The organism is Crossiella cryophila, assembly GCF_014204915.1.
Lineage (GTDB): Bacteria > Actinomycetota > Actinomycetes > Mycobacteriales > Pseudonocardiaceae > Crossiella > Crossiella cryophila.
On the sequence record NZ_JACHMH010000001.1, the window covers coordinates 9071083 to 9091931 of the forward strand.

Annotated in this window: 23 protein-coding genes and 1 pseudogene; 13 read left to right on the forward strand and 11 right to left on the reverse strand. The window is 69.9% G+C overall.

Annotated features, from left to right (window positions below; genetic code table 11):
- Positions 1–252 precede the first annotated feature (252 nt).
- The 4 genes and pseudogenes from HNR67_RS38830 to HNR67_RS38840 all read left to right on the forward strand — a co-directional run.
- Positions 253–2115, forward strand: a pseudogene (locus HNR67_RS38830) (glycoside hydrolase family 3 protein); the annotation flags it as partial.
- Between the two features lie 27 nt (positions 2116–2142).
- Positions 2143–2532: a carbohydrate-binding protein gene (locus HNR67_RS45375; protein ID WP_312989695.1), complete on the forward strand. Its 390-nt coding sequence runs from the start codon at positions 2143–2145 to the stop codon at positions 2530–2532.
- Positions 2533–2608: 76 nt separating this feature from the next.
- Positions 2609–2872, forward strand: coding sequence for a CopG family transcriptional regulator (locus HNR67_RS38835; RefSeq protein WP_185008300.1), 264 nt, complete (start codon positions 2609–2611; stop codon positions 2870–2872).
- A complete protein-coding gene (locus HNR67_RS38840) occupies positions 2866–3210 on the forward strand; it encodes a type II toxin-antitoxin system PemK/MazF family toxin (protein ID WP_185008302.1) in 345 nt (114 codons plus the stop codon). The genes HNR67_RS38835 and HNR67_RS38840 overlap by 7 nt, the downstream gene beginning before the upstream one ends.
- Before the next feature lie 3 nt (positions 3211–3213).
- Here HNR67_RS38840 and HNR67_RS38845 read toward each other — a convergent pair whose 3' ends face one another.
- Genes HNR67_RS38845 through HNR67_RS38855 form a run of 3 tightly spaced genes read right to left on the reverse strand, consistent with a single transcriptional unit; the run spans position 3214 to position 6418 of the window.
- Positions 3214–3663: a response regulator gene (locus HNR67_RS38845; RefSeq protein WP_407645164.1), complete on the reverse strand. Its 450-nt coding sequence runs from the start codon at positions 3661–3663 to the stop codon at positions 3214–3216.
- A complete protein-coding gene (locus HNR67_RS38850; RefSeq protein ID WP_185008304.1) occupies positions 3660–5243 on the reverse strand; it encodes a sensor histidine kinase in 1584 nt (527 codons plus the stop codon). Before HNR67_RS38850 ends, HNR67_RS38845 begins: the two co-directional genes overlap by 4 nt.
- Positions 5240–6418, reverse strand: coding sequence for a PP2C family protein-serine/threonine phosphatase (locus HNR67_RS38855; protein ID WP_312989082.1), 1179 nt, complete (start codon positions 6416–6418; stop codon positions 5240–5242). The genes HNR67_RS38850 and HNR67_RS38855 overlap by 4 nt, the downstream gene beginning before the upstream one ends.
- 123 nt (positions 6419–6541) lie before the next feature.
- Here HNR67_RS38855 and HNR67_RS38860 point away from each other — a divergent pair, with 123 nt between their 5' ends.
- Positions 6542–6796, forward strand: a complete 255-nt coding sequence (locus HNR67_RS38860; RefSeq protein WP_185008308.1) for a hypothetical protein — start codon at positions 6542–6544, stop codon at positions 6794–6796.
- Between the two features lie 53 nt (positions 6797–6849).
- Here the strand turns inward: HNR67_RS38860 and HNR67_RS38865 are convergent, their stop codons facing one another.
- Positions 6850–8343 carry a SpoIIE family protein phosphatase gene (locus tag HNR67_RS38865; protein ID WP_185008310.1) on the reverse strand — a complete coding sequence of 498 codons (1494 nt, stop codon included), beginning with the start codon at positions 8341–8343 and terminating at the stop codon, positions 6850–6852.
- 137 nt (positions 8344–8480) lie between these two features.
- On the opposite strand from HNR67_RS38865, the gene HNR67_RS38870 reads away from it, so the two are divergent.
- Positions 8481–8870 (forward strand): STAS domain-containing protein, encoded by a 390-nt coding sequence (locus HNR67_RS38870; RefSeq protein WP_185008312.1) that lies wholly within the window; start codon positions 8481–8483, stop codon positions 8868–8870.
- Positions 8871–8907: 37 nt separating this feature from the next.
- On the opposite strand, the gene HNR67_RS38875 is transcribed toward HNR67_RS38870, so the two are convergent.
- Positions 8908–9471, reverse strand: coding sequence for a hemerythrin domain-containing protein (locus tag HNR67_RS38875; RefSeq protein ID WP_185008314.1), 564 nt, complete (start codon positions 9469–9471; stop codon positions 8908–8910).
- Between the two features lie 82 nt (positions 9472–9553).
- Here HNR67_RS38875 and HNR67_RS38880 point away from each other — a divergent pair, with 82 nt between their 5' ends.
- Positions 9554–10321, forward strand: coding sequence for a TetR/AcrR family transcriptional regulator (locus tag HNR67_RS38880; protein ID WP_185008316.1), 768 nt, complete (start codon positions 9554–9556; stop codon positions 10319–10321).
- Positions 10322–10333: 12 nt separating this feature from the next.
- Here HNR67_RS38880 and HNR67_RS43940 read toward each other — a convergent pair whose 3' ends face one another.
- From HNR67_RS43940 to HNR67_RS38890, 3 genes are all read right to left on the reverse strand, one after another.
- Positions 10334–10642 (reverse strand): DUF3817 domain-containing protein, encoded by a 309-nt coding sequence (locus HNR67_RS43940; protein ID WP_312989085.1) that lies wholly within the window; start codon positions 10640–10642, stop codon positions 10334–10336.
- Positions 10639–11046 carry a hypothetical protein gene (locus tag HNR67_RS43945; protein ID WP_312989087.1) on the reverse strand — a complete coding sequence of 136 codons (408 nt, stop codon included), beginning with the start codon at positions 11044–11046 and terminating at the stop codon, positions 10639–10641. Before HNR67_RS43945 ends, HNR67_RS43940 begins: the two co-directional genes overlap by 4 nt.
- A 67-nt stretch (positions 11047–11113) precedes the next feature.
- Complete coding sequence (locus HNR67_RS38890; RefSeq protein WP_185008320.1) at positions 11114–11734, reverse strand: TetR/AcrR family transcriptional regulator; 621 nt, start codon at positions 11732–11734, stop codon at positions 11114–11116.
- Between the two features lie 74 nt (positions 11735–11808).
- Here HNR67_RS38890 and HNR67_RS38895 point away from each other — a divergent pair, with 74 nt between their 5' ends.
- Entirely contained in the window at positions 11809–13314 is a 1506-nt protein-coding gene (locus HNR67_RS38895; RefSeq protein WP_185008322.1) for a flavin-containing monooxygenase, read from the forward strand.
- Position 13315: 1 nt separating this feature from the next.
- A complete protein-coding gene (locus tag HNR67_RS38900; protein WP_185008324.1) occupies positions 13316–14134 on the forward strand; it encodes an SDR family NAD(P)-dependent oxidoreductase in 819 nt (272 codons plus the stop codon).
- A 30-nt stretch (positions 14135–14164) separates the two neighbouring features.
- Here the strand turns inward: HNR67_RS38900 and HNR67_RS38905 are convergent, their stop codons facing one another.
- Positions 14165–14734 carry a TetR family transcriptional regulator gene (locus HNR67_RS38905; protein ID WP_185008326.1) on the reverse strand — a complete coding sequence of 190 codons (570 nt, stop codon included), beginning with the start codon at positions 14732–14734 and terminating at the stop codon, positions 14165–14167.
- Between the two features lie 106 nt (positions 14735–14840).
- Here HNR67_RS38905 and HNR67_RS38910 point away from each other — a divergent pair, with 106 nt between their 5' ends.
- The gene (locus HNR67_RS38910; RefSeq protein ID WP_185008328.1) at positions 14841–15764 is read left to right on the forward strand and encodes an oxidoreductase; all 924 of its coding nucleotides are present in this window, start codon (positions 14841–14843) and stop codon (positions 15762–15764) included.
- On the opposite strand, the gene HNR67_RS46815 is transcribed toward HNR67_RS38910, so the two are convergent.
- Both HNR67_RS46815 and HNR67_RS38920 read right to left on the reverse strand, forming a co-directional pair.
- Positions 15733–16323 (reverse strand): DoxX family membrane protein, encoded by a 591-nt coding sequence (locus HNR67_RS46815; protein WP_185008330.1) that lies wholly within the window; start codon positions 16321–16323, stop codon positions 15733–15735. The two genes, HNR67_RS38910 and HNR67_RS46815, sit on opposite strands and share 32 nt — an antisense overlap.
- 1122 nt (positions 16324–17445) lie before the next feature.
- Positions 17446–19020, reverse strand: a complete 1575-nt coding sequence (locus tag HNR67_RS38920) for a PucR family transcriptional regulator (protein WP_312989091.1) — start codon at positions 19018–19020, stop codon at positions 17446–17448.
- Positions 19021–19160: 140 nt separating this feature from the next.
- Here HNR67_RS38920 and uraD point away from each other — a divergent pair, with 140 nt between their 5' ends.
- Genes uraD through pucL form a run of 3 tightly spaced genes read left to right on the forward strand, consistent with a single transcriptional unit; the run spans position 19161 to position 20849 of the window.
- Positions 19161–19652 (forward strand): 2-oxo-4-hydroxy-4-carboxy-5-ureidoimidazoline decarboxylase, encoded by a 492-nt coding sequence (uraD, locus tag HNR67_RS38925; protein WP_221490199.1) that lies wholly within the window; start codon positions 19161–19163, stop codon positions 19650–19652.
- A complete protein-coding gene (gene uraH / locus HNR67_RS38930) occupies positions 19649–19975 on the forward strand; it encodes a hydroxyisourate hydrolase (protein WP_221490200.1) in 327 nt (108 codons plus the stop codon). Before uraD ends, uraH begins: the two co-directional genes overlap by 4 nt.
- A gap of 1 nt (position 19976) precedes the next feature.
- On the forward strand, positions 19977–20849 hold the full coding sequence (pucL, locus tag HNR67_RS38935; protein WP_185008335.1) for a factor-independent urate hydroxylase: 873 nt from the start codon (positions 19977–19979) through the stop codon (positions 20847–20849).

The following is a 20849-nucleotide window of genomic DNA, read 5'->3' on the forward strand; positions in this document are numbered from 1 at the left end:
TGCGTGCAGGGGTACGCTAGAAAAGAGAGTTCACCGTTCGCGGTTGTTGCGGAAACACTCTCGAAGGAAATGGAAGAAAAGCGTAGCTCCATTTCCACATGGGGTCGATAAGCCGAACAGGCCGTATTTCTAGACTGCTCGGTTCAGCCCGAAAGTAGGGACCTGATTGGTCTAGACCTAACGGGGGTTGACCGGTTACGGTCAGGGTGCCGCCTTGTTGTGAGTCGCAACGAATTCCCGAAAGGCCCCGCCATGCCCCTTTCACATCGTCGTGAGAGCGCTCACGGAAGCCGGTCGATCGCGAGACTGACCACCGGCGCGCTCACCCTCGCCCTGCTGAGTTCGACCCTGGTCACCGCGGGTCCCGCCGCCGCGGCCGACCCCATCTACAAGGACCCGGCCCAGCCGGTGGCGGCCAGGGTCAACGACCTGCTCCCCCGGATGTCGCTGAACGAGAAGATCGGCCAGATGACCCAGGGCGAGCGCGCCTCGGTCAGCGCGGCCGACGTGACCACCTACCGGCTCGGCTCGCTGCTCTCCGGCGGCGGTTCCGCGCCCAACCCGAACACGGCCACCGCCTGGGCCGACATGTACGACAACTACCAGCGCTCCTCGCTGGCCACCCCGCTCAACATCCCGCTGATCTACGGGGTGGACGCGGTGCACGGGCACAACAACGTGCGCGGCGCGACCATCTTCCCGCACAACATCGGCCTTGGCGCGACCCGCGATCCGGCGCTGGTGCAGCGGATCGGCGAGGCCACCGCCAAGGAGGTCGCGGGCACCGGCATCGACTGGGACTTCGCGCCCTGCCTGTGCGTGGCCCGCAACGACCGCTGGGGCCGCACCTACGAGTCCTTCGGCGAGCACCCCGAGATCGCCACCTCGATGACCTCGATGATCACCGGCCTGCAGGGCAGCGCGCTGAACCAGCCCGGTTCGGTGCTGGCCACCGCCAAGCACTGGATCGGCGACGGCGGCACCACCGGCGGCAAGGACCAGGGCGACACCCAGATCTCCGAGGCCGAACTGCGCTCGGTGCACCTGCCGCCCTTCCGCGAGGCCATCGCGCGCAAGGTCGGCTCGGTGATGATCACCTACAGCAGCTGGAACGGCGCCAAGCTGCACGGCCACAAGTACCTGATCACCGACCTGCTCAAGAACGAGCTGGGCTTCACCGGCCTGGTGGTCTCCGACTACAACGCGATCGACCAGATCGACGGCCAGCCCGGCTTCACCGCGGCCGAGGTGCGGCAGTCGATCAACGCGGGCATCGACATGGTGATGGTGCCCGCGGAGTGGCGGAAGTTCATCGACCTGCTGCGCGCGGAGGTGCAGGCGGGCCGGGTGCCGATGTCCCGGATCGACGACGCCAACCGGCGCATCCTGACCAAGAAGTTCGAGCTGGGCCTGTTCGAGAAGCCGCTCACCGACCGCTCCTTCACCGGCACCGTCGGCAGCCCCGCACACCGCGCGCTGGCCCGCGAGGCGGTGCGCAAGTCCCAGGTGCTGCTGAAGAACGCCAACGGCGTGCTGCCGCTGCCCAAGACCGCGAGCAAGGTCTTCGTGGCCGGCAAGAACGCCAACGACATCGGCAACCAGAGCGGCGGCTGGTCGATCAGCTGGCAGGGCAGCAGTGGTGACATCACGCCGGGAACCACTGTGCTGCAAGGGATCCGGGCGGCGGTCTCGCCGCAGACCACGGTGACCTACGAGCGCGGCGGCAACGGCGTGGACGGCAGTTACCAGGCCGCCATCGCGGTGGTCGGCGAAACCCCGTACGCGGAGTTCAACGGCGACCGCCCCGGCGGCCTCGGCCTGGACGCGGAGGACCTGGCCACGCTGAACCGGCTGAAGGCGGCAGGCATCCCGGTGATCACCGTGCTGGTCTCCGGCCGCCCACTGGACATCGCCCCGCAGCTGCCGGACTGGACCGCGCTGGTGGCCGCCTGGCTGCCCGGCACCGAGGGCAACGGCGTGGCCGACGTGCTCTTCGGCGACCACAAGCCCACCGCGACCCTGCCGGTGAGCTGGATGGCCAGCGCCGCCCAGCAGCCGGTCAACGTGGGCGACGGCAAGACCCCGCTGTTCGGCTACGGCTTCGGGGACCGGTTCCCGGCCACCCAGAGCCCGTACAGCCTGATCGGCGCCAGCTACTACGACGAGCAGCGCGGCACCGATGTGCAGCGCTGCACCGACTCCGGCTGCGGGCAGAACGTGGGCTGGCTGGCCGCTGGCGACTACCTCGCCTACGCCGACGTCGACTTCGGCGCCACCGCCCCGCGCACGGTGACCACCAGGGTGGCCTCCGGCGCGACCGGCACCGGGACGCTGGAGTATCGGCTCGGCTCGCCGACCGGTCCGGTGGTCGCCACCGTGTCGGGGGCGAGCACGGGCGGCTGGCAGACCTGGCAGAGCCGGGTGGCCAACGTCAGCGGCAACGCCACCGGGGTGCAGCGGCTGTACCTGGTGGCCGCCGGTGGCGGCGGGGCGAACTTCGTGAACGTGAACTGGTTCCAGTTCGCCCGGTGACCGGCTGATCCGTGGCACCCCCGCCGCACTTCGGGCGGGGGTGCCACGGCCGGTATAACTGGGTTATACTCGGGCCATGACGACGCTGAGTACCAAAACTGCGATCTCCGTGCCAAGGGAGACGTTTCTCCAGGTAGAGGTGTATGCGGACCGACTGGGAGTCACCCGCTCGGAGTTCTTCACGCGGGCCGCGCGATTCTATCTTGAACATATCGACGAAGAATCACTGACAAATCAGATCAATGCCGCCCTGGCCTACGTCGAGGGCCCGGACACGACCACCACCGCCGCGGTCGCCGCGGGTCGCCGCCACCTGGCCGGGATGGCTGACGAGTGGTGATCGAACGCGGCGGCATCCACTGGGCCGATCTCGGCGAGGCCGAGGGTTCCCGCCCGGCCAAGCTGCGCCCGGTGCTCGTCGTGCAGTCCGCCCCCTACAACGTGAGCAGGCTGGGCACCGTGCTGGTCGCGGCCGTCAGCTCGAACACCAAACTGGCCCTCTTCCCCGGCAACGTCTACCTGCCCAGGACCGCGACCGGGCTGCCCAAGAACTCCGTGATCAACGTGACCTCGCTGGTCACCCTCAACAAGGAGGACCTGTCCGAGCAGGTCGGCATGCTGCCGCTCCGACTGATGCGCGATGTGGACGCCGGGCTGCGCCGGGTGCTCGCGCTGTGAACCTCAGTCGCTGCGGGGCAGCCGGACCACGGTGAGGAAGAAGTCGTCCACCTGCCGCACCACCTTCACGAACTGCTCGAAATCCACCGGCTTGGTGACATAGGCGTTGGCGTGCAGCTGGTAACTGCGCAGCACGTCCTCCTCGGCCTCCGAGGTCGTCAGGATCACCACCGGGATCCGGCGCAGCGCCGGATCGTTCTTGATCTCCGAGAGCACCTCCCTGCCGTCCATCTTGGGCAGGTTGAGGTCCAGCAGCACCAGGTCAGGGCGCGGGGCGTCGGCGTACTGGCCCTCGCGGCGCAGGAAGGACATCGCGGCCACGCCGTCGCTGACCACGTGCAGCCGGTTGCCGACCTTGTTCTCCTCGAATGCCTCGGTGGTCATCAGCACATCACCGGGATCGTCCTCGACCAGCAGGACCTCGATGGGGCGGGTGATGGACGGATCGATCACGCGGACTCCTCGGCGAGCGCGGGCAGGGTCCAACAGACCGTAGTGCCTGCGCGGACCTCGGTGTCCAGCCAGATCCGGCCGCCGTGGTGTTCGATGATCTTGCGGCAGAGCGCCAGGCCGATGCCGGTGCCGGTGTAGTCGGCCTTGGCGTGCAACCGCTGGAACATCACGAAGATCTTCTCCGCGTACTGCGGTTCGATGCCGATCCCGTTGTCGGCGCAGCGGAACAGCCATTCGGCGCCGTGCCGCTCGACGCTGATCCGGATCAGCGGGGTGTCCTGGCCGCGGAACTTGATCGCGTTGCCGAGCAGGTTCTGCAGCACCTGGGCGAGCAGGGTGAGGTTGCCGAGCACCCTGGGCAGCGGGTCGGACTCGATCACCGCGCCGGTCTCCTCGCGGGCGGCGGTCAGGCTGGTGCGGGCCCGTTCCAGGGCCTGGGTCAGTTCGACCGGGGTGAACTCGCCGATGGCGCGGCCGACCCTGGAGAAGGCCAGCATGTCGTTGATGAGCTGTTGCATCCGCTTGGCGCCGTCCACCGCGAACTCGATGTACTGGTCCGCGCGCGCGTCCAGCTGCCCGCCGTAACGGCGTTGCAGCAGCTGGCAGAAGCTGGCCACCTTGCGCAGCGGCTCCTGCAGGTCGTGCGAGGCGACGTAGGCGAACTGCTCGAGTTCGGCGTTGGAGCGGCGCAGCTCCTCGGCGGACTCGGCCAGCTGCTGGGCCTGTTCGCGCAACGTCTCCTGCACCCGCACCGCGGTCATCAGCGCGGTGAACATCTGCACCCGCATGGCCTCGATGTCCGCGGCCAGCGCGGCGATCTCCTGCGGCCCGTCACTGCCGACTTGCCGGGCCAGATCGCCCTGGGCCACCCTGGTGGTCTCCTCGCCCAGGATGTGCAGCGGCCCGGTCACCCAGCGCCGCAACGCGAACCACAGCACCACCGCGCACACCAGCGCGAAGGCCACGAACCCGATGCCGAGGCCGGTGAGCACCCACAGCGCGCGCTCCATCGCGGCCTTGCTGGCCAGCCGCTGCGCGCCGACCGCGCTGTCCAGCTTGGTCAGCGATTCCTGCAGGGCCACGAAGCGCGGCTCGGTGTAGTCCAGGCCGCCCAGCAGCGCCCCGCTGGCGCCGTTCTGCCGGACCTGGGCGATGGCCGGTTCGGCCAGTTCCCGTTGCCAGCGCCGGGCCGCCGCCTCCACCGTGTCCACTTTGGACAGCAGTTCGGTCCGGCCGTCGAGCAGTTCGCGCAGCCGGGTCAGCGTGCTGAACTCCTGGTTGCGCTCGGCCTGGTAGCGCTCCAGCCGGTTCTCGGTGCCGCTGAGCACGTAGTCACGCACGGCCAACTGCTGGGCGCCGTAGGTCTGGCCCAGCATGGCCGAGCGGATCCGGGCCGGGGACACGTCGTCGACCACCTCGGTGCTGGCGGCGAAGAGCCGGGAGGCGGCCAGCACCCCGGCCAGCACGCCGATGGCCAGCAACGCGCCCAGCACCCCGAAGGACACCGCGAGCCGCCGCCGCAGCGACCACCGCCGCCGTTCATCCACAGTGGACAGTGCGGTGACCTCGGCCGCGTTCATCCGGCTGAGGGGTGGAAGGACAGTTGCAGCATGGCCACGTCGTCGGTGAGCGGGCCGCCGTTGAGCTGCTGCACCTCGTTGATCACCTCGTCCAGCCAGCGCGCGGGATCGGGGCCGGGTTGCGGACGCGCCCGCAGCAGCCGGACCAGACCGTCCTCGCCGAGCCGTTCCCTGCCCCGCCCGGTCCGGCCCTCGAACAGCCCGTCGGTGTAGAGCAGCAGCGTCCACTCCGGCGGCAGGTCCAGCCGCAGCGCGGGCCACTCGCTCCGCTCGAAGATGCCCAGCGCGGGCCCGCTCGGCCGTTCCGGGAGCTGCCGGGTGTCCGGACCGGCCAGCGCGATCGGCGGCGGGTGCCCGGCCAGGTACTGGTGCGCGATCCGCCGGTCCGGCGAGATGATCAGCATGCACACGGTGGCGAACACCATCCGCGGGTACGGATGCCGGATGATCTTGCGGTTGAGCGCGGGCAGCATCCGCTCCGGCGGGGTCTCGGCCAGCACCAGGGTCCGCCAGCCCGCACGCAGGCACACGCCGAGCGCGGCCTCGTCCGGCCCGTGCCCGGAGACATCGCCGATGAGCACGAACAGGGTGCCGTCGTCGGCCTCGACCAGGTCGTAGAAATCGCCGCCGACCAGGGTCTGGCTGCGGCCGGGCCGGTACCGGGTGCGGTGGCCGATCCGCGGGTCCGACAGCAGCGGGGTGGGCAGCAGACCGCGTTCCAGCCGGGAGTTCTCCTGCGCGAGCAGCTCGGCCTCGCGCAGTTTGCGCAGGCCCTCCTCGACCCGCTTGCGCTCCACCGAGAACCGGATCGCCTTGGCCAGCAGCCCGCCGTCGACCTGCCCCTTGACCAGGTAGTCCTGCGCGCCTGCTGCCACCGCTCGGACGCCACGCTGCTCGTCGCTGTGCCCGGTGAGCACCAGGATGGCCGCGCCCGGCACCCGTTCCAGCACGGTGTGCAGGGCCTGCAGGCCGTCGGCGTCGGGCAGGTTGAGGTCCAGCAGCACGCAGTGCACGCCCGGCCGCAGGTACGGGCGGGCGTCCGCGACGCTGCGCGCCCAGTGCAGGTCAACGCTCAGCCCTGCCTCGGCGATCAGCTCCTCGACCAGGAACGCGTCCCCGCGATCGTCCTCGACCAGCACGATCGAGAGCCGTCCGTCGCCCTGTGGGTCACCCACCTCCGGCCTGCCTCCCTCGTCCCCCGGAGAATACGCAGCGGGTGACGCGAGTGCCGGAGCGGAGTGCGGGCCGGCCATGGGGGTACCCGAGCTTTCTGTAGCCGTCGTCATAGGAGGAGCCGGATGGAAAACAAGGCCAAGTCCACTGTGGACAAGCTGGAACTGCTCCAGGGTGTGCTGAAGCTGGCCTTCGCCGCGGTGTCGGCGATCAACACGGTCCGGCTGCTGGTCCGGCTGACCAAGGAGAAGAACCTGGTCAGCGTGAAGGGCGCGGTCGCCGTCGGGCAGGCCGTCGCGGCGGTGTTCGCGGCCAAGACGGCCATCACCGACTTCCGCAGCAGCCAGACCCCCGGGGACCAGACCTTCGGCACCGACTGAGCCGGTGCGGGGAGTGGGCACGCAGGCCGCGGCCTCGCCGGGCGGTGTCGCGGTCAGCGTGTCCTCACCTCGGCGTAGGCGTCCAGGCCGGTGAGCCGGGCGACATAGCCCGCCGAGGTTCCCGGCGGGGCGCACAGCACCAGCCGTCCACCAGCCGCGGCGGCCTCGGCGGCCAGCTCGAAGAACATCCGGACCCCGGCGCTGGCCAGGTAACCGACCTCGGCCAGGTCCACGGTCAGCGCCAGCGCGCCGCCCCGGCCGGTCCGGCGCAGCACGGGTTGCAGCAGGTCGACGGTGGTGGAGTCGACCACGCCGCGCAGCCGCACCAGCGGGCCGCCAGGACCGGTCTCGATCACCACGGCCAGCTCGTCCAGCCCGGGTTCGACCTCCCGGCCGGGCCCGGCGCCCAGTCTGCGGCGCAGTTCCACCGTGGTGCCGGCCTCGGTGTGCCGCACCCGCACCGAGTCCATCGCGGCCTGCATCAGCAGCAGTCCCCTGCCCCGCCCGTGCGGGTCCTCATCCGGCACCCGCCAGCTCCCGGCGTCGGTGACGGCGAGCAGCAGCGTGCCTGCCGGGTCGAGTTCGGCGGTCAGCGTGACCGGGCCCGGATCGGCGCCGGGATAGGCGTGTTCGACCGCGTTCGCGGTGGCCTCGCCGACCGCGATCTGCACCGCCAGCGCGTCCTCGCCGTCGATCTCCCGCTCGGCCAGCCAGTCCCGCAGCTCCCGGCGCAGCACGCCGAGCTGGTCGGAACGCCCTGGCACGGTCCGGTCCAGCGGGGCGTGCGGTGAGCGCACCCGCAGCAGCAGCAACGCGATGTCGTCGGCCGGTGGGCCCTCGGGCAGCAGCCCGGCCAGCAGCCGGTCGCAGCAGGCGTCCACGGTGGCCTCGTGGTCGGCGGCGATCTCCGCGATGCGGGCCAGCAACCCGGCCGCGCCGCGATGCGGGGGCCTGCCGGTGCGGTCCACCGCGCCGTCGGAGTAGAGCAGGAGCAGGTCACCGGGTTCGACCGGGGCCCGGCGCAGCGCGAAGTCGCCGTCGCCGAGCCCGAGCGGGTTGCCGTCGGCCCTTGGCAGGAACACGGCCCGGCCACCAGGGCGGGCCCGCACGATCGGCGGGTGCGCGGCGCTGGTGTAGCTCAGTTCGCCCAGGGCAGGGTCGAGCACCGCGATGCAGGCGGTGGCCCCGGCCGCGCCGGGGATCCGGCGGGCGAACTCGCCCAGCCGGGTGATCACCTCGGCCAGTTCCATCCCGGCCAGCAGGTAGGCCGAGAGCGCGCTGCGCAGCTGGCCCATCACCGCGGCCGCCGCCGGTCCGCTGCCCACCACGTCACCGACGCTGAACGCCAGCCTGCCGTCGCCGAGGCTGATCGCGTCGTACCAGTCCCCGCCCGCGCTGCGCGCCGATCCGGCGGTGGCGTAGCGGGCGGCCAGCCTGGCCCCCGGCAGCACCGGCAGCGCGGTCGGCAGCAGGCGTTCCTGCAGGACCCTGGTCAGGTCCGGCCGCGTCCCGAGCAGGTCCTCTCCCCCACCGCGCTCACCAGCCACCGTCCCGGCCCTCCTGAGCGTTGGCCCACCGACCACACCGGTGTCACCAACCCCGGCTATGTTGTGCCTTACCCCGTAGCTGCCTACGGTAAAAGTGAAACGCCTGTTCACTTCGGGAAGCTTCAGTGGAGGACGCAGTGTCGACGGCCGGCGAGCAGTCAGAGGACCAGGCCCGCGCGGCGGCGCTGATCGATCTTGACTCGGCGGCCTCCACCGAGTCAGCCGGGGTGCTCAAGGTCGGCGGCGAGGTCGACCTGCTGACCACCCCGCTGCTCAAGTCCGGCATCGAGGAACAGCTCGCGATCAGCCGCCCGCTGCTGGTGATCGACCTGAGCGGGGTCTCCTTCCTCGGCTCCAGCGGCCTGGCCGCGCTGGTCGAGGCGCGCGAGGCGGCGCAGGGCAAGGGCACCGCGCTGCGCCTGGTCGCGGGCAACCGCACCGTGTTCCGGCCGCTGGCCACCACCGGTCTGAGCACCCTGTTCGACCTGCGGGAGACCCTGGAAGAGGCGCTGGCCGCGCCGATCTGAGCGGTGGACGCGGCCCGCGCCTCCGGAACTCGCCGGGTCAGGTCCTGCGCACCGCCCTGGCGAGCTGGTCTTTGGACATGTTCGACCGCCCGGGGATGTCGGCGGCCTTGGCCTGCTGGTACAGCTCTTCCTTGGTGACCTGTGCCGGCACGTCCGGGGCGATCCCGGCTGCGGTCAGGTAGGTCTGCCGCGCGTGGTCGAACAGCTCGCCGAGGCGCGTCAGCTCCTCCCGGTCCACCGCCGCGCGCAGGGCGGGGAGCAGCTCGGTCTCCTCCTCCTTGACGTGGTGGTCGATCGCGTCGACGAACTTCCGGAAGGCCACGGTGAAATTCGGCTTGCCCGCCTTGGCCTTGGCCAGCAGCTCGGCCGCCTCCAGGTGCTCCTCGGTGCCGTGCCGCACCTGCGCCTGCTCACCGGGGTCGGCGACCATCAGCACCGGGTAGACGTGGATCTCCTCGGCCCGGCTGTGCGCGGCCAGGCGCACCTCGATCTCGTCGAGGCGCTGCGCCCGCTCCGCCGGCTTGGCTTGCTTGAGCTGCTCGAACAACCGCTCCATGAGGCGATGATCGGCCTTGATGAGCGAAACCGCGTCGCGGGCCATGGGGTCCTCCTCGTGGTGGGTACGCCCAGCCGAATACCCGGACCGGCCAGCCTCAACCACACCCCTTTAGGCTGATCCGGCCATGGCGAACATCGAGTACAGCGGCCACGGGGACCCGGCGCGCAGCCTGGCCCTGTTGTGGCGCACCAGCGAACGGGCCAGCCGCAAGGGCAAGCCCGAGCTGAACGTGGACCGGATCGTGCGCACCGCGATCGACCTGGCCGACACCGAGGGCCTCGGCGCGCTGTCCATGCGCCGGGTGGCCGAGGAACTGGGCGTGGGCACCATGTCGCTCTACACCTACGTGCCAGGCAAGGGCGAGCTGATCGACGTCATGCTGGACACCGTCTTCGGCGAACTCCCCCGCGAGCACCCCGAGGGCGGCTGGCGGGACCGGCTGGAACACCTGGCCCGGCAGAACCAGGCGCTCTACCAGCGGCACGCCTGGCTGCCGCACGTGCTGATGAGCCGCCCGGTGCTGGGCCCGAACGTCACTGCCAAGTACGACCACGAACTCAGCGCCATCGACGGCATCGGCCTCAGCGACGTCGAGATGGACTCGGTGCTGTGGCTGGTGCTGGACTACGTGCACAGCGCGGTGCGCAACGCCGCCGAGATCGCGGTGGCCAACCAGAGCAGCGGCGTCACCGACGAGCAGTGGTGGCAGGCGCACGCCCCGCTGCTGAGCAAGGTCCTGGACCCGGCGCGCTACCCGGTGGCCAGCCGGGTCGGCCAGGCCGCCGGGATGCAGCACGGCGGCGCGGTCGACCCGGCGCACGCCTTCGAGTTCGGGCTGGCCAGAGTGCTGGACGGGGTCGAGGTGCTGGTCCGCCAGCGCTCCGCCGACTAGACCGGGGCCCGGCTAGATCTTCTCGCCCGCCTGGACCTTGCGGGTCACCCAGCGCTCGGCCACGAAGGACAGGAACGGCACCGTCCCGGCCAGCAGCACCAGCAGGGTGCCGCCGATCGACCACTTGGCCTTGAGCGCCAGATCGAAGGCCAGCACCAGGTAGACGGCGTAGAGGAAGCCGTGGATGGGGCCGATGAAGGCGACCAGCAGCGGCATGTCCGCGAGGTACTTCAACGGCATGGCCACCAGCACCAGCGCGAGCAGGCCGACGCCGACGATGTAGGCCATGATCCGGAACCGGGACAGGGTTCCGGGCTTCACCTTTGTTGCCACTGTTCCGCCTTCTGCTTGAGGTAGCGGTTGTACTCCGCCAGCTCGGGGTCGATGTCCGCGTCCTGGGCCGCCGGCCGGGGCCGTCCTGGCAGCCACTTCTCCGCCACCGGCTCGGCGGGCTGCTCGGGCACCTCGGGTTCGGGCGCCTCGGCGCTCTCGTCCTGGTCCTCGTCCGCGCGGGTGGACTCCATGCGCAGGAACCGGATCCAGCCGACGATGCCGAAGATGCCGAACAGCGGCCACTGCAACGCGTAACCCAGGTTCAGGCCGCTGCCGGTGGTGGAGAGCGCCCGTTCGAGCTGCCACCAGCCGAGCCAGCCGCACACGAGCGCGACCAGCAGCACCAGGACATGCCCGGCCAGCCATCCAGGGCTCAGGTACCGGCTGCGCACGGCATTGACGGTAGCACCGCGACTCATCCGACCGGATGAGCGGTCCGGTTGCCCGGATCCGGCTGAATCAGGACAGATCAGGCAGGTACGGCGCGACCGCGTCGACGCCGACCGCGACCATGGCGAGCTGGAAGAAGCCGCGCTCCAGCAGCTCCAGCAGCCCGTCCCGGTCGACCTCCTCCTGCCGCAGCCAGGTGATGGTGACCTCCTCGGCGAAGGCGACCCAGCCGCGCACGGTCATCGCCAGCTTCGGGGTCGGCTCGATGCCCAGGTCGTCCACGTTGTGCAGGACGATCTCCGCGATCGCGGTCCTGGTCTGCTCGAACAGCGCGCGCATGGCCTCATCGCCGGTGGCCGCGCCGCGCACCAGCGAGGTGTAGGCGTCCCGGTTCTGCGTCACGTAGTCCACGAAGCCGATCAGGCTCTGCCGCATCCGCGGCACCGGCGGCAGTGCCGGGTCGGGGGCCAGGAAGTCCAGCAACTGGGTGGCCGCGGCCCTGGCCACGGCCAGGTGGAACTCGCGCTTGGAGCCGAAGTAGTGGAACAGCAGGCCGGTGGAGATGCCCGCCTCGGCGGCCAGATCGTCGATGGACAGCTCGTCCAGGGTGCGCGTGCTGAGCAGCTCCACACCGAGTTTGAGCAGCTGAGCCCGCCGGAGGTCGGGGCTGAGACGAGTGCGCTGGGCCACGCCGTCCAGCTTATTGACTTCGGTTCAACAACACCAGTAGCTTATTGAATAGCACTCAATAAGGAGGCGGACCCATGCACGAGGTGCACGTAGCCGTCATCGGCACCGGATTCGCCGGCCTCGCCATGGCCATCCGGATGAAACAGCGCGGCATCACCGACTTCGTCCTGCTCGAGCGCGCGCAGGAGGTCGGCGGCACCTGGCGGGACAACACCTACCCTGGTGCGGCCTGCGACGTGCCCTCGCACCTGTACTCCTTCTCCTTCGCGCCCAACCCGGACTGGACGCGCTCGTTCTCCCCGCAGCCGGAGATCTGGCGCTACCTGCGCCGCACCGCGCGGGACCAGGGCGTGTACCCGCACATCCGGTTCGGCCACGACGTGGAGCGGGCGGACTGGGACGAGCAGCGCGGCCGGTGGATCGTGCGCACCACCCAGGGCGTGTTCGCGGCCAAGGTACTGGTCTCCGGCATGGGCCCGCTGTGCGAGCCGCAGCTGCCCGACATCAAGGGCCTGGACACCTTCCAGGGCAACGCCTTCCACTCCGCGCGCTGGGACCACGAGCACGACTTCGCGGGCAAGCGGGTGGCGGTGATCGGCACCGGCGCCTCGGCGATCCAGTTCGTGCCGCAGATCCAGCCGAAGGTGGCCGAGCTGCACCTGTTCCAGCGCACCGCGCCCTGGGTGATGCCGCGCCGGGACCGGCCGATCACCGCGATCGAGCGCACCCTGTTCCGCGCCTTCCCGCCGTTGCAGCGCCTGGTGCGCGCGGCGATCTACTGGGGCCGGGAGACCTACGTGATCGGCTTCACCCGGCAGCCCAAGATGCTGCGGATGGGTGAGCGGTTCGCGAAGAAGAACCTGTTCCGCGCGGTGAAGGACAGGGAGCTGCGGAAGAAGCTGCTGCCCACCTTCGCCATGGGCTGCAAGCGGATCCTGATCTCCAACGACTACTACCCCGCTCTCGCACAGTCCAATGTGGACGTCGTGACGGACCGGATCACCGAGGTGCGGGCCAACTCCGTGGTCACCGCGGACGGCACCGAGCGCCCGGTGGACACCATCATCTACGGCACCGGCTTCCACGCCACCGACCCGCCCGCGATGGAGAAGGTCTACGGCAAGGGCGGCGTGCGGCTCGGCGAGGCGTGGAAGGAGGGTATGGAGGCGTACAAGGGCACCACGATCGCCGGGTTCCCCAACCTGTTCATGCTCGTCGGCCCGAACACCGGCCTCGGCCACAACTCGATCGTGTTCATGATCGAGTCGCAGGTCAACTACGTGATGGACGCGCTGAAGGTGCTGGGGCGCGAGGAGGTCGTGGACATCGACCCCCGGGTGGACCGGGTGCACAAGTTCAACGAGCGGGTGCAGAAGCAGATGAAGGGCACGGTCTGGCTGACCGGCGGCTGCGAGAGCTGGTACCTGGACCCGAAGGGCCGCAACACCACCCTGTGGCCGACCTTCACCTGGACCTACCGGCAGATCACCCGCAAGTTCGACGCGCACGCCTACTCGATCCGGTTGCGCGCCACCACCGACGCGACCGCGTTGCCCAAGGCCGACAAGGCGGTGCGCTGACATGCGCGAGTTCCGCGGCCGGGTGGCGGTGATCACCGGCGCCGGTTCGGGCATCGGCCGGGCACTGGCCCTGGACCTGGCCAGCCGGGGCAGCCTGCTCGCACTGTCCGATGTGGACGATTACGGCCTCGGCGAGACGGTCCGCCAGTGCACCAGGATCGGCGCGAAGACCCAGGGCTACCACCTGGACGTGGCCGACCGGGCCGCGGTGCTGGCGCACGCGGATGAGGTGGTGGCCGAGTTCGGCCGGGTCGAACTGGTCATCAACAACGCCGGCGTCACGGCCACGTCCAGCTTCACCGAGACCGACATCGCCGACTTCGACTGGGTGATGAACATCGACTTCGGTGGCGTGCTCAACGGCACCAAGGCTTTCCTGCCGCACCTGATCGACTCCGGGGACGGCTACCTGGTCAACATCTCCAGCCTGTTCGGTCTGTTCACCGTGCCAAGGCAGACGGCTTACCACGCGGCGAAGTACGCGGTGCGCGGCTTCACCGAGTCGCTGCGCCAGGAACTGCGCATCGACGGCCACCCGGTCGGCGTGAGCTGCGTGCACCCCGGCGGGATCAAGACCAACATCGTGAACAACGCCCGGCACCAGAGCCCGGAGGCGGGCAAGGCGATGAGCACCTCCTTCGACCGGATCGCCGGCACCAGCGCCCGCGTCGCGGCCAAGACCATCATCCGCGGCATCCAGCGCGACCAGGCCCGCATCCTGATCGGCCCGGACGCGCACGCGCTCAACGCGCTACAGGCCCTGCTCGGCTCCCGGTTCGCCTGGTTCACCGAGAAGGTCAGCCGCCGCACGATGTACTGAGCCGATGGGGGCGGCCCGCCGCCGCCCCCATCACCTCGGCTCGACCAGGTCCCTGATCACCTTCTCCACCAAGGCCCGCTGCCCGTCCCTGGTGGCGGGCCCGAGCTGTCGCAGCTCCGCGTCGGTCGAGTTGGACCACAGCGAGGCCACCCCGGTCACCAGCAACAGCAACTCCCCCGGCGTGTACCGGTCAGTGATCCGCCCCGCCAGCTGCGCTTCACGGATCCGCTCGGCCTTGTCCCCATTGGCCTTGAGCACCACATCCAGCATCTCGCCCTCGGTGGCCTCCAGCCGATGCCAGGCGACCAGTCGCATGATCGCCGGATTGTCCTGCTGCGCCTCGAAAAGCGCGCCCGCGTACCCCGGCAGGTCCTCAGCGGTGATCGGCGCCCCCTCGACCACCTGCGCCACGATGAACCCGTACACCGCCTGGAACAGCTCCTCCTTGCTGCCGAAGTGCGTGTAGACCAGCCCCGCACTGCACCCGGCCCGCGCCGCGATCCGGTCCACCCGCGCCCCCGCGATGCCGTACTCGGCGAACTCGGCCAGCCCCGCCTCGATCAACTGCCGTCGCTTCGCAACCGGATCCCGTGGCGCCATGCCCGCCAAGTTACTAAATGAACGTTCACTTGACAACGCCGACAAGCCCCTCCTACCGTCATCCTCACCAAGTGAACAACCATTCAGTTACCTACCCGGAGCCCTCATGCCCAAGAAGAACCCCACCACCTGGCCCGTCCCCACCCAACACGGCCGCCGAGCCCTGGTGACCGGCGCCAACAGCGGCATCGGCCTGGAAACCGCCCGAGCCCTGGCCACCGCGGGCGCCACCGTCATCCTCGCGGGCCGCGACCACACCAAACTCACCACCGCCGCCGCAGACATCCGCACCACCACCCCCAACGCCAAACTCCAACTACTCCCCCTGGACCTGGCCAACCTGGCCTCGATCAAGGACGCCGCCGCAGACCTGCTCACCCAAGGCCGCCCCCTCGACCTCCTGATCAACAACGCCGGCGTGATGGCCGTACCCGACCGCCGCCGCACCCACGACGGCTTCGAGCTGACCTTCGGCACCAACCACCTAGGCCACTTCGCCCTGACCGGCCGCCTACTCCCCCTGCTGCTGGCCGCCCCCAAGCCCAGGGTGGTGACGGTGAGCGCCGCCGTGGCCCGCACCCCCGGCACCACCCTCACCGACCCGAACAGCGAACAGACCTACCGCCCCATGGCGGCCTACACGAAAAGCAAATACGCCAACGTCGTCTTCGCCAACGAACTAGCCCGCCGAGCCACCAAAACCCCCCTGACCTCGGTCTCAGTCCACCCCGGCACCAGCATGACCGGCCTGCAACGCCACACCCCCCGCCTGATCCAAGCCCTCGCCAACGCCCTACTCGAACCCCTGCTCGGCCAGTCCCCAGCCGAAGCAGCCCTCCCCTCCCTCTACGCGGCCACCAGCCCCGAAGTACGCCCCGGCCAGTTCTTCGCCCCCACCGGCCGCCGAGAACTCCGCGGCACCCCCGGCCAGGTCCCCCTCCCCCCGGAAACCACCGGACAGGAAGTCGGCCACACCCTCTGGTCCCGCTCCGAAACCCTCACCCAAGTCCACTACGACTTCCCCGCCTGACCCCCGAAGCCACCACAAACATCCCCGAAGCCAACAAGAACACGCTGTAAGAGAACTGCTGCTCAGGCGGCAAACTAATACTCATAGAAACCCCAAACGAAACCAACAAGACCCCCGCCCCCAATGCCACCCACCGAACCCAAACCCCCACCAACAACCCAACCCCCAACACCAATTCCCCCACCGTGGCCGCATGCGCCAAAACAGGCGCAGTCCACTCCGGCAAAAACAAAGAAATCTGCCGAGTAAACCCAACAAAACTGTCATAATTCCCCCAAGCCACCCCACCAGTCCCCGGCGGCCCCCAAACCCCAAACCGATCCGCAACCGCATTCAAAAACTGCGCCGCAACCACGATCCGAGCCACCAACTCCACCCACTCGACAGCAGCCCCCCGCCGAACCACCCCCAAAGCCCCCATACTCACCAAAGCGACAACCCCCAGCCACCCCAGCCCCGGCGACCGACCCAAAACAAACTCATTAAGCAAAACCCACCCAACCTGCACAACCAAAGCCAGCCACAACACCGGAACCGCACAACGCCGCAAGATGTCCATACCAGCCAAGACACCCCACCCCACCAATCTGCGACACCCACCCCCCGTGACCCCGCCCACAACGGCCAACACCCCGTACAACAACGGCCAACACACCGTCCCAGAACGGCCAACACGCCGAGAGCTTGAAACCTCAGCCCGCGTGTTGGCCGTTGTCGTACCGAGTGTTGGCCGTTCTGGTACAGGGTGTTGGCCGTTGTGGGACACCACGTTGGCCGTTGTGGGACGGGGATGCGGCCTGGTGGGCGGGCGGAGCCCGGAGCGGTGGGCGTTGGTGGCAGGCGGGCGAAGCCCGGGAACGATGCGGCTAGGCGGTGAGGACGCGCCGCGACCGGGCGAAGCCCGAACACAAGCAGACGGGGTGGCTTTTCAACACTCCCCGAGCGGTTCCCCCATCCTTTGATTTCTGCCCGTCCGGCGAGGACGCCCTTGATCTTGATCTCCCTAACTGAAGATCAACCCACCGGCCGCCACATAGGCAAGCACGAAGGCCCACCCGGCAAATGAATAGCCTCCCCCAAAGCCCCAAAGCCATACCGCCCAAACAACCCGGCACTACGCCCGGTAGTAGCCTCCAAATAAACCGGCAATTCAGCCCCCACCACCCGATGCCCCAACAACCGCCCCCCATGCCCCCGCCCCCGAGCCTCCGGCAACACCCCCAGCAACGCCAGATACAAATGCCGCTCCCCCCGAGGATGCCGCCGACTGAACTCCCCACCCACCAAGGTCAACCGCTCCGCCGCACCCCCGAAAGCCTCCCGCAGCGCCACCAACTCCCCCTCGGTAAGCCCAGCGAACTCCCCATTCGCCTCCACCCGCAACCACAACGCGACCGCCGCCCCATCCCCCGTGGTATCCAGCTCAGCCTCACCGGTGGCCAGCAAGAACCGGATGAACCCCCGCTGGAACCGCAACCTCCCCGTAGGTTCCGGAAACAGCCAGGCCACCAGCGGATCATCAAGGAACGCCACCGCCAACGTCTCCACCGCGGCGTCGAAGGCATCCCCCTGCGGACTCAGAACCGACGTGGGAGTCATGCCTCCGACAGTGCCACAGAACCCAACCGGAGTGATCTTGGACAGGCCGGATTTCGCCCACCCAGCCGACCACGACCGGGCGTCAGCCAGGCGAAAGGTTCAGCCCGAGGTAAAGATCCACCCGATCGGGGAACGACCCCAGATCGCGCCCCGTCAGCTCCTCGATCCGCGCGATCCGGTACCGCAACGTGTTCACGTGCACATGCAGCTTCGCCGCGGTCTTGGTCGGCGAGCCCGAGCACTCCAGGAACACCCGCAACGTGGCCAGCAGATCAGACCCGTGTTCCGCGTCGTAGGCCCGCAGCGACCCGAGCAACCGATCCGCGAACGACCGCCGCAACTCCTCCGGCACGGTGGCCAGCAACAACAAATGCGAGGCGATCTCCTCGGCCGCCACCACCGCGGTCCGCCCGTCCCGGTGCTCGGCCAGCGTCCGCGCGTGCCGCGCCTCCTCCACCGCCCCCGCCAGCCCGGCCGCACCCGTGATCCCACTGATCCCGATCACCAGCCGGGCCGACCCCAGCCCCGGCTCGACGATCTCCACCGCCGCCCGCAACTCCCGCAGCGCCACGGTCAGCTTCTCCGCACTCCCCGACAGCACCGCGCACGCCTGTTCCCCGATCGTGCCCAACAGCACCCGATTGGCCCGCTCAGCCGCCAGCTCCCCCAGCACCAGCGCGGCCAGCCCAGGCCCACCGCCCACGGTCGCGGCGAAAAGAACACACACCGGATCCCCAGGTGCCAGCCCGGCCGCCGCCAACCGGGACTCGATCTCCCCCGGCCCGGCCCGCCCGGCCGTGATCGCGTGCAACAGCGGCGCGAACGCGCGGTTCTCCACCCGCCGCCGCTCCTCCAGCCGGGTCCGATCCAGCGACACCAGCGTGGCCAGCTCCCCGGCCACCTCCCGCTGCCCGGCGTCCCACTGCTCCTGATCCCCGTCGACCACCAGGAACCAGCTCGCCATCCGCTGCCCGCCGCGACCGGGCACCGGCAGCAGCGTGCAGGGCGAACTGTCCCGGTGCCGGACCGTGCGCGGCAGCCGGTCGGCCTGCAGGAACTGGCGGACCAATAGTTCCCGTCGGGCGGGTGAAGGTGGGCGACTACTTCCCGCTACCACCCGACCGGTCGGGGAGAGCACCCAGCAATGCGCGCCGATGCCGGTCGAGCCGAGTTCCAGCAACGTCGTGAGGCCCGCGCCGTCGGCCACCGCCTCGACCAGGCGGCGGTGCCGGTCCAGTGCGAGGGCCGCGCCGTCCGACCGGTCGTTGGCCAGGGTGAGCACGATCCGCTCGGTGATGGTGGCGAAGGAGACGTCGATCGGCACCTCGAACAGCGGCACCCCGTGCCGTGCGCACGCCTCGATCAGGTCCACCGGCACCGAGCCGAACTCGGCGTCGCCCGCGGCCAGTCCGGCCACCCCGGCCGCGGCGATGGCCGAGACGAACGCCTCCGCGTCCGCCGGGCCGCGCCGCCAGACCATGCCGGTGAGCACCAGCTCCCCACCGGAGAGATACCGGCTCGGGTCGCGCTGGTCGGTGGTGTACACCCAGCGCACCGGCCGGTCCAGGTGCTCGCCGCCGGTCAGCAGGACCAGCTTCAGCTCCGAAACCGCCAGCACCGTGCGCAACCGCATCCGCGTCGCCTCCACTGACTTCACCACCGCATTGGAGGAAGCCACAAAAGAGCGGCCCGCACAAGACGGCGTTTTCATGCTTCTCATACCTAGTCGAAGCCGGGCCAACCTGGGTGTACTGGCCGACACCACCTGGTGAGCACCGTGTTACGGGGGTCCGGGAGTTGCTGGAGGAGTTCAACAAGCTGCCCGAGTCCAGGGCCGCCGAAGCGCTGCGCGCCTGCTGCGCGAGTCCGGTGTGGGTGCGCAGGGTGCTGGCCGCCCGCCCCTACCGGGACCTGCGCGCGCTGCAGACCGCCTCGGCCGACGCGCTCAAATCCCTCGACTGGACCCAGCTCCGGCAGGCCCTGGACGCGCACCCGCGGATCGGTCAGCGCGCCACCGGGGAGACCCAGGAGGCCCGCTGGTCCCGCGGTGAGCAGGCCGCGGCCAAGACCGTCGAGGCCGATGTGCAGCGCCAGCTGGTGGAGGGCAACCAGCGTTACGAGGCCAGGTTCGGGCACGTCTTCCTGATCTGCGCGACCGGCAAGTCGGCAGGCGAGATCCTCTCCGCGCTGCGGCACCGGCTGGGCAACGAGCCCTACGCCGAACGCGAGGTGGTCAAGGCCGAGCTGGCCGGGATCGTGCGCCTGCGACTGAACAAGATGGTGGGTTGATGGCGATCTCCACGCACGTGCTGGACGCGGCGCTGGGCCGTCCGGCCGCCGGGGTCCGGGTGCACCTGGAACACCTGCGCGCCGCGGTCTGGACCCAGGTCGCCGAGGGCGTCACCGACGCCGACGGCAGGCTCAAGGACCTGCCCGTGGCCGAGGGCGCGCACCGGCTGGTCTTCCACACCGGGGAGTACCTGGCAGCCACCGACCGGCCGGTGTTCTACCCGGAGGTGGTGGTCAGCTTCCTGGTCGCCGACGTGGGCCAGCACCACCACGTGCCGCTGCTGCTGAGCCCGTTCGCCTACTCGACCTACCGGGGGAGCTGAGATGGGCATCGTCCTGGGCCCGAACCAGTACGGCAAGGCCGAGGTCCGCCTGGTGCGGATCGACCGGGGCGCCGCCGAGCACCGCATCACCGATCTGAATGTGAGCGTGGCCCTCTCGGGCGACCTCGCGGACACCCATCTCACCGGCGACAACGCCAAGGTGCTGCCCACCGACAGCCAGAAGAACACCGTCTACGCCTTCGCCCGCGACGGCATCGGCGAGATCGAGGACTTCGGGCTACGGCTGGCCCGGCACTTCGTGGACTCCCAGCCCGCCGTCCACCGGGCCAGGGTGCGCCTGGAGCAGTACGGCTGGCAACGGACCACTGTGGACGGTCAGCCCGCCTCGCACTCCTTCCACCGCACCGGCGACGGCACCCGCACCGCCACCATCACCTACGACGGCGGCACCGCCTGGGTGGTCTCCGGCCTGGCCGACCTCACCGTGCTCAACTCCACCGGCTCGGAGTTCTGGGGTTACGTCAAGGACGAGTACACCACCCTGCCCGAGGCCAAGGACCGCATCCTGGCCACCGCGGTCTCCGCGCACTGGCGGCACCGCGACGCCGGCGAGCGGGACTGGGGCGAGTCGCACCGGCTGGCCAGGGCCGCGCTGCTGGCCGCCTTCGCCGACACGCACAGCCTGTCGTTGCAGCAGACCCTGCACGCGATGGGCTCCCGGGTGCTCTCCGGCCAGCCGGACGTCGTGGAGATCCGGCTGGCCCTGCCGAACAAGCACCATTTCCTGGTCGATCTGTCGCCCTTCGGGCTGGACAACCCCGGTGAGGTGTTCTTCGCCGCGGACCGGCCCTACGGTCTGATCGAGGGTTCGGCGCTGCGGGAGGACGCGCCGCCACCGGGTGAGGCATGGTGA